The sequence below is a fragment of the Candidatus Clostridium stratigraminis genome (genome assembly GCF_045310675.1).
Classification (GTDB): Bacteria; Bacillota; Clostridia; order Clostridiales; family Clostridiaceae; genus Clostridium_AT; species Clostridium_AT stratigraminis.
The window spans coordinates 63,301-70,365 of the sequence record NZ_JBJHZZ010000015.1; the positions used below are offsets into that span (position 1 = coordinate 63,301).

The 7,065-nt window shown below is 31.4% G+C and carries 9 protein-coding genes; 2 read left to right on the forward strand and 7 right to left on the reverse strand.

Features of this window, described 5'->3' with window-relative positions; genetic code table 11:
* Positions 1-82: 82 nt before the first annotated feature.
* From rplI to ACJDUG_RS15375, 4 genes are read right to left on the reverse strand one after another with little or no spacing between them, the layout of a single operon-like run.
* A complete protein-coding gene (gene rplI / locus ACJDUG_RS15360; protein ID WP_406770752.1) occupies positions 83-526 on the reverse strand; it encodes a 50S ribosomal protein L9 in 444 nt (147 codons plus the stop codon).
* Positions 526-2,517: a DHH family phosphoesterase gene (locus tag ACJDUG_RS15365; protein ID WP_406770753.1), complete on the reverse strand. Its 1,992-nt coding sequence runs from the start codon at positions 2,515-2,517 to the stop codon at positions 526-528. The genes rplI and ACJDUG_RS15365 overlap by 1 nt, the downstream gene beginning before the upstream one ends.
* Before the next feature lie 23 nt (positions 2,518-2,540).
* The gene (locus tag ACJDUG_RS15370; RefSeq protein ID WP_406770754.1) at positions 2,541-3,530 is read right to left on the reverse strand and encodes a YybS family protein; all 990 of its coding nucleotides are present in this window, start codon (positions 3,528-3,530) and stop codon (positions 2,541-2,543) included.
* 7 nt (positions 3,531-3,537) lie between these two features.
* Positions 3,538-3,852, reverse strand: coding sequence for a MazG-like family protein (locus ACJDUG_RS15375; RefSeq protein ID WP_406770763.1), 315 nt, complete (start codon positions 3,850-3,852; stop codon positions 3,538-3,540).
* A 408-nt stretch (positions 3,853-4,260) separates the two neighbouring features.
* Between ACJDUG_RS15375 and ACJDUG_RS15380 the strand changes: the two genes are divergently transcribed.
* On the forward strand, positions 4,261-5,142 hold the full coding sequence (locus ACJDUG_RS15380) for a cation diffusion facilitator family transporter (RefSeq protein ID WP_406770755.1): 882 nt from the start codon (positions 4,261-4,263) through the stop codon (positions 5,140-5,142).
* 19 nt (positions 5,143-5,161) lie between these two features.
* On the opposite strand, the gene ACJDUG_RS15385 is transcribed toward ACJDUG_RS15380, so the two are convergent.
* From ACJDUG_RS15385 to ACJDUG_RS15395, 3 genes are read right to left on the reverse strand one after another with little or no spacing between them, the layout of a single operon-like run.
* On the reverse strand, positions 5,162-5,440 hold the full coding sequence (locus ACJDUG_RS15385; RefSeq protein WP_406770756.1) for a hypothetical protein: 279 nt from the start codon (positions 5,438-5,440) through the stop codon (positions 5,162-5,164).
* A gap of 51 nt (positions 5,441-5,491) precedes the next feature.
* Positions 5,492-5,863 (reverse strand): SHOCT-like domain-containing protein, encoded by a 372-nt coding sequence (locus ACJDUG_RS15390; RefSeq protein ID WP_406770757.1) that lies wholly within the window; start codon positions 5,861-5,863, stop codon positions 5,492-5,494.
* 46 nt (positions 5,864-5,909) lie between these two features.
* Positions 5,910-6,275: a DUF2089 domain-containing protein gene (locus ACJDUG_RS15395; RefSeq protein WP_406770758.1), complete on the reverse strand. Its 366-nt coding sequence runs from the start codon at positions 6,273-6,275 to the stop codon at positions 5,910-5,912.
* A gap of 463 nt (positions 6,276-6,738) precedes the next feature.
* Between ACJDUG_RS15395 and ACJDUG_RS15400 the strand changes: the two genes are divergently transcribed.
* Positions 6,739-6,930, forward strand: coding sequence for a hypothetical protein (locus ACJDUG_RS15400; protein WP_406770759.1), 192 nt, complete (start codon positions 6,739-6,741; stop codon positions 6,928-6,930).
* The last annotated feature ends 135 nt before the right edge of the window (positions 6,931-7,065 follow it).

Below are 7,065 nucleotides of genomic sequence, written 5' to 3' on the forward strand. Positions count from 1 at the left end.
ATTCTTCAAAATTTGTTTCGATTTTAAACTCTGACTTCAACGTTTTTCCCCCTCTATTAGCATTTAAGGAGAAACAATGCTATTATTGTTCTACAATTACAACCTTTATTTTTGTAGAAACCTCTGGATAAAGCTTAACTTCAACTTCGTAAGTTCCAAGCTGCCTTATAGCATCTACAACTAACTTCTTCTTATCAATGTTCAACTTATACTGCATATTTAAAGCATCAGCTACATCCTTGTTAGTTATAGACCCAAATAATCTGCCGTTTTCTCCACACTTTCCTGCTATTTTAACTTCTTTCCCTTTTAGCTCATCAGCCTGCTTTTGAGCTTCTTCAATTTCTGCCAGTTTCTTTCTTCTTTCAGTTTCCTTCTTTTGATTTAAAACGCTTAAATTAACTTCAGTAGCTTCTTCTGCAAGTTTTCTTGGAAATAAATAATTTCTTGCATATCCATCTGAAGCATTTATTACTTCACTTTTCTTACCTACACCTTTAATATCGGCCAATAAAATAACTTTCATTACTTTTCACTCTCCTCTAAGTATTTATCAATTGCTTTTTTAACACTTTCTACAGCTTCCTCTAAGGTTATATCGGACAATTTTGCACCTGCCATGGAAATGTGCCCTCCGCCCCCTAAAGTTTCCAAGATTATCTGTACATTGACATCACCCAGGGATCTACCGCTAATAAAAATCTCATTTTCTATTTTAACAAGAACAAATGAGGCTTGAATACCTGTAATATTTAGCAGTTCATCCGCTGCCTGTGCAGCAAGTACAGTATCTTCTATTTCTGGTGGACATATGGCTATAGCCATACCATCTTTTACTTTTGCAGATTTAATTATTTCCGCCTTTTTAACATAAGTATCCAAATCTTCGGCAAACATTTTCTTTATGTCTATAGTATCAGCTCCAAGACGCCTTAAAAAACCTGCGGCTTCAAAGGTTCTTACACCTGTTTTAAAATAAAAGTTCTTAGTATCGATGCAAATACCTGCAAGTAGTGCTTCTGCTTCAATAGGCTTTATTTTAGGATTATCAATCATATATTGAAGCATTTCAGTAACAAGCTCCGAAGTAGAGGAAGCATAGGTTTCAATATAGCTAAGAAGCACCCCCTCAATTGCATCTGTAAGTCTTCTATGATGATCAATTATAACTATCTTTTTAAATTCTTTAACAAGCTCATAATCCTGCACATAACCTCTATTATGAACGTCTACAATAATTAAAAGACTATCTTCATTTAAATTTTGTCTGCAGGCTTCTGAATTTATGAAGGTATTTTCATAGGCTGGATCCTCCATAATTTTATCAACAATTGATTTAGAAGCAGAGTTCTTATTATCTAATAAAATGGAGCATGGTTTATTTAAAAGTTTCACAGCACTATTAATACCTACAGCCGCACCTAAGCAATCTGTGTCAGGATTCTTGTGTCCCATTATAAACACATTGCTGCTGCCATTTATTAAATCCACAAGGGCATGAGCTATAACCCTGGCTCTTACCTTGGTCCTTTTTTCTACTTCCTTAGTTTTTCCGCCATAAAAAGATAGCTTATCATTACTTTTTACAACTACCTGATCTCCGCCTCTTCCAAGTGCAAGTTCTTTTGCAGACAATGCAAAGGTGTAATTATCCATAAGGGTACTGCCATTTCTTCCGACACCTGCACTTAGTGTCACTGCTAGTTGATTAGTTTGATTTATTTCCCTGACAATATCCAATATGTCAAATTTCTTTTCAATCTCGCTTTGTATATACCTATCCTGAGTAACAAGGATGTATTTGTTAGTATTATACTTTTTAAATATTGAATTAAGCCCTTGGCTATAATTATTTAATGTTCTTTCTATCTCTGCTATAAGAAGAGGTCTTTTATCCTCATTTGCGGTCTTTACCACATCCTCTAAATTATCTACCTCTATAAGCATAACTGAAGCCTTTTCATCAGCAATACTATTTTTTAAATTTACATATTCAGTAGTATCATAAAAATATAATATAATTATATTATCTTCATTTCCTTTACTTTCTGAAGTGTTTACAATACTTGCATGAACATTGTAATACCTATTTTTTAAGTTAATGTCCTGAAAATAAGTCTTTTTCTCGCTCAAAACCTGTTTTAAATTGATATTTCTTATAACTTCTCCTATATTTCTTCCTAAAAGGTTTTCCCCTTCCATCATAGTTACCGCATTTTGATTATACCAAACTATATTGCCTTTATCTCCAATTATCATTAGCGGAAATGGAAGTTTAAGAAGGGTGCTCTTTGAGGCAAAGTCAAGCTGAGAAGAAAAATCTTCAATAAATTTTTTCCATTCGTCTTTTCTAAGCCTTGAATGCCTAATATTAAACATAATTAAAAAACCGTACATCACCAAAGCAGATAATCCTGCCACAAGATGACCATAGGCGAATAGAACTATTATAATAAAAGCTATTATCACCAAATATACTCTATTGTTGGTATTAAAATAATTAAATTTATTATCCATGTTTAAACCGCTCTCCCTAAATTTTATTTCTTTAGGATTCTGTCTGGATTTATTTTTCTAAAGTCAAAGATCATGTCAGCTAAACCTACATATAAAAATACTGTTGCAAATAATGAGTTTGTAAACGTAGCTATTATTATTAAAACAATTATACCCTTAGTCAATTTAAATTTATTTAAAAGAAAATATGTTACAACAGATATTCCTATAACAAGGTAAACATACTGCATTATCATTAGCCCTGAAGTTAAAATAGGAGCGCCAATTGCTATCTTTTTAGCTTGTAGATATACACCTAGAGGTAAAGGTATTATAATTATGGCACCAGCTAAGCTATTAATATAAATCTCTGTAAAGTTTCTTAACTTTTTTAAGTTAATCCCTAGCCTCCTTAATACAGCCTTTGCCACAAGATAATTTATAATTGAAGATAAAAAGGCACCGATTATTATACTTGCTGCTGCAATATTAATGAATAGCTCTGGTGTAAGCAACTTAATAATTGCTTGAAACTGATCCAATTGCTGCTGTGGCATACTCATACCTTTATAAATATCTATAGTTTGTTTTAAAGCATCATTCATTGTATTGATAGATGAAACTAATAAGGAGTATAATGAAGTCTTTTCAATAAGAGCTGCGGTTATAACTATAGAAATAGCATTTGATATAGCTGTTGCAACTGTGAGTAAAAGCAATGTGACAGTAGAGTTTTTATCCTTCCTTACTCCATAACCTAAAACAAGGCCGACTAAACTAAAGGATAACACTGAAAGCAGCGCCTTCACTGGATTAAAAACCATTGCTATTATTATTGTACTTACCAAAATAGCTAAAATAGTAACTTTAAGATCATGTCGAACATAAAGTATAGCTACTGGAAGTGGAAGTATCATAGTGCCTATAAATGGTATAAAAGGCATGTAACTTGTAATTAGCATTAATACAATTATTATAGCTGATATAATTCCTGCTTCAACGATAGACTTTGTTTTATAGATGCTTTTATCCATTTAAATTCTAACCTCTTTCTTTTAAGTGAGCATATAATCTAGTTAAATCCATATCTGGTTTTTCATCCTCTTCCTCAACTATTCCTAATCTTAAATTTTTCTTCATACTTTCATCAACAGCAGTATGGGAATAACCGAGCCTATCAGCAAGTATATAAAGCATAATTATAGCTTTTGAAATGCAGTCTAAAATAGCATCCTGAGCTACGTTGCTGCCTTTTGTAAGTAATTTAAAAAACTCCCCAATAGTACATAAAAGCTGTGCCTTATATTGTTCTATCTTAGTCACATTTTTCATTATATTAAAATCCTCGTTTCTCACCATTCCACCCCCATAGCTAATTTCAATTAAAAATAAACAATTACTAATTGAGGCCTATTTATACATAAAAACATTTATAAAATATATGTTTAATACTCATTTAGTAATCTCAATGCATTATTGAAACATACTTGTTTTATTATAAATTAATATAAGTATATTGTAGTTATATTTCAAGATTTATGCAACTATAGTTTGTCTAGACATGCCAAAATTACTATTTTTGGAAGTGATTAATAGTAATTTTCATTTGTTTCTGATATAAAAATGCATTTGTATTCTATTCTCAATTGATAACAATATTCTATAATTATTTTAATAAAATTATAGATATTATGTAACATTTAATGTATAATTAGCATATACTAGATTATCAATTGATAAAAACTTTTTTAAAGGAGACCTTTTATGGATAAAAGAAAAGCAGCCTTGCTTTCTGTTTTTTCAAATAGCATACTTATTATCTTCAAGCTTGCTGCAGGTATATTTATGGGTTCCATAAGCGTTATTTCAGAAGCTATACATTCTTCTATTGACTTACTCGCTAGTTTTATAGCCTTCTTTTCCATAAGAAAAGCAGCGGAAGCCGAAGATAAGGAACATCCCTTTGGCCATGGCAAATATGAAAATATATCCGGCTTTGTTGAGGCACTTTTAATATTTGTAGCAGCTGCACTAATTATTTATGAAGCAATTAAAAAGATAATTGAGGGTGCACAAATAGAGAGCACAGGTGCTGGAATTATAGTAATGCTAGTATCTTCTGTAGTTAACTTAATAATATCCATGATGCTCTTGAAAATTGCAAAAAAGACAGATTCAATTGCTCTTGAAGCAGATGGAATGCATTTACTTACAGACGTAGCTACGTCTTTTGGTGTTTTCATTGGACTTATTATAGTAAGATTCACCGGGCTTAAAATAGTTGACCCAATAACTGCACTTTTTGTAGCAGTTTTAATAATAAAAGCCTCCTATGATTTAACAAAAAAATCTATGGTGGATTTACTTGATAGCTCTCTTCCTGAAGATGAAATAGATAAAATAACAAAAATTATAGCCTCTTATCCCGAGGTTAAAAACTATCATAGACTAAGAACAAGGAAAAATGGGCAAAAAAGAGAAATTGATATTCACATAAGACTTGATAAAGATATGCCATTAACAGAAGCTCATGATCTATGCCATGCAATAAAAAATGATGTTTTAGCGGAATTTAAGGAAGCCTATATAATAATACAATTAGAGCCTTTTAGAGAAGAAACTATACAAATAGAAGGCAAAAATTAAAGCGGCCTACCGGCCGCTTTTAAATTATTATTCTTACTTCTGTTCCATCCTGGGCTTTTACTTCCACAAGTCTTAAACCTTTGTATTCTTTAAGTACATTAAGCCCTTTTCGAAGTTCTTTAAAATCGATGCACTCTACATACTGCTTTTGATCTTCTGGAATATACCTTTTAGCTATATTTACCCCAAGGCTTCCAAGGCCAAGCATAGCTTTTACAAACCCAATGGGAGCTGGCACTTTAAAGCTTCTTCCGCTGCTAAGTTTTACATAAACTCTCACCTTATTCAATCCTTTCATTAAAGGCAACTAGGCTTCTTCAGCTCCAAGCTGCAAAGATAATTGAGCCCTCTATTCTATTGAGACCTCAATTATGTCGCCATTTGAACTTTTTACATCTACAATTTTACCCTCAAGTCCCGAATCAATGGCTTCCATAATCATTTTTATGTCAATACCCTCCTGCTCTGAAACACCTGGTATTTTAATGTTATTTACAGCGTTACCTATAGCTTTTAAAAACTTAACCGGAACATTTACATTAACAGTGTCTTGTGTAGCCGAAAGCACCCTGACTTTAAGCATTTTATCTAAGTTAGAAGCTGCAGCTAGCTGAATATCATTTGAAGGCTTATTTAAGGCTTCAATAAGTTCAGTTGCCTTGTCAGAATCTATCTTTCCTTCTTCAACCATTTTTAAAATTCTTTTAACTTCTTCCTTCATTTTATTACACACCCTTTATATTTTTATTATTCTCAAACCCCTATTTTTAGTCTTCTCTCATCATGTTTATGGCCTGCTCTGCTGAAATTTCACCTTTTTCAAGCATATCCAGTATATCTGTGCTGCCTATAACAGGCTTTTTTACAACAGTATAGCCCAGTGCTGAAACCACATCATCCAGCTTTGCTCTCACAGTTGGATATGAAATGCCTAGCTCCTTTTCTACGTCTTTTATATTTCCTCTGCACCTTAAGAATACTTCCATAAAATAAAGCTGTTCTTTCTCTAAATACTCAAATTTAGAAAATTCAAATTCATTTTCTATGACTGTACCACATTTATTGCATTTCAGCTTTGCAATTTTTAATTTTGAATTACACACCGGACATTTGCTTATAACCTTATAACTCATATACTCCTCTCCTTTACTATGATTCTATTATAATACGTTGTTTTAAATAAATCAATATGTAAATTAATTATTTCAATATATTGTTTATAATAATTAATTATATTTAATTTTATTATTAATTATCTTAATTAGCCTCTGCGTTGATTTACCTAAACTCTAATTCTACTTAATTAAAAAGACCACTGCATGTAAGCAATAGTCTATTAATATAATTTGAATTCCTATATATTTTATTTCAAGTATATTAAAAAGTATGATCTTAATAACTGTATAAATATATTAACATTTGATCTATTATGTCATAAAACTTCAAATTGATAAACATTTTAAAATAAAGTAAAATATTTTGTCTAAATATTTTACTTTATTTTCCAATCAATATGTATCATAATATTCTTGTATACCTTATATAATAAACTATTGAGAATAGATATAAATACATTATTGGATAGGAGTCTTGTAAATGATAAAACTAAAATGTAAAAAATGCGGTCAAGCCTGGTATACAGCAAATACAAGATTAAATCAGAAATGCAGCGAATGCGGTGGACTTTTAGTTGAGGAAGAACTTAACTTCATAAGATCAGAAGAGGTTTCAATAAAGCCCGAACCCTCAAAGAATTGTGGACCGAAGGTTATACACCTAAACTGGTAACCCAGTAAAATAAATTTACAAAAAAGTAAGTCAAGGGTAAAAACATCCACTTATATGCAAAAGGGGGTGTCGCAAAACTACCTTGAAAAGTAGTTTTGCGATACTCCTTTTCATTTTTAGACGCGAAGAAGTCAT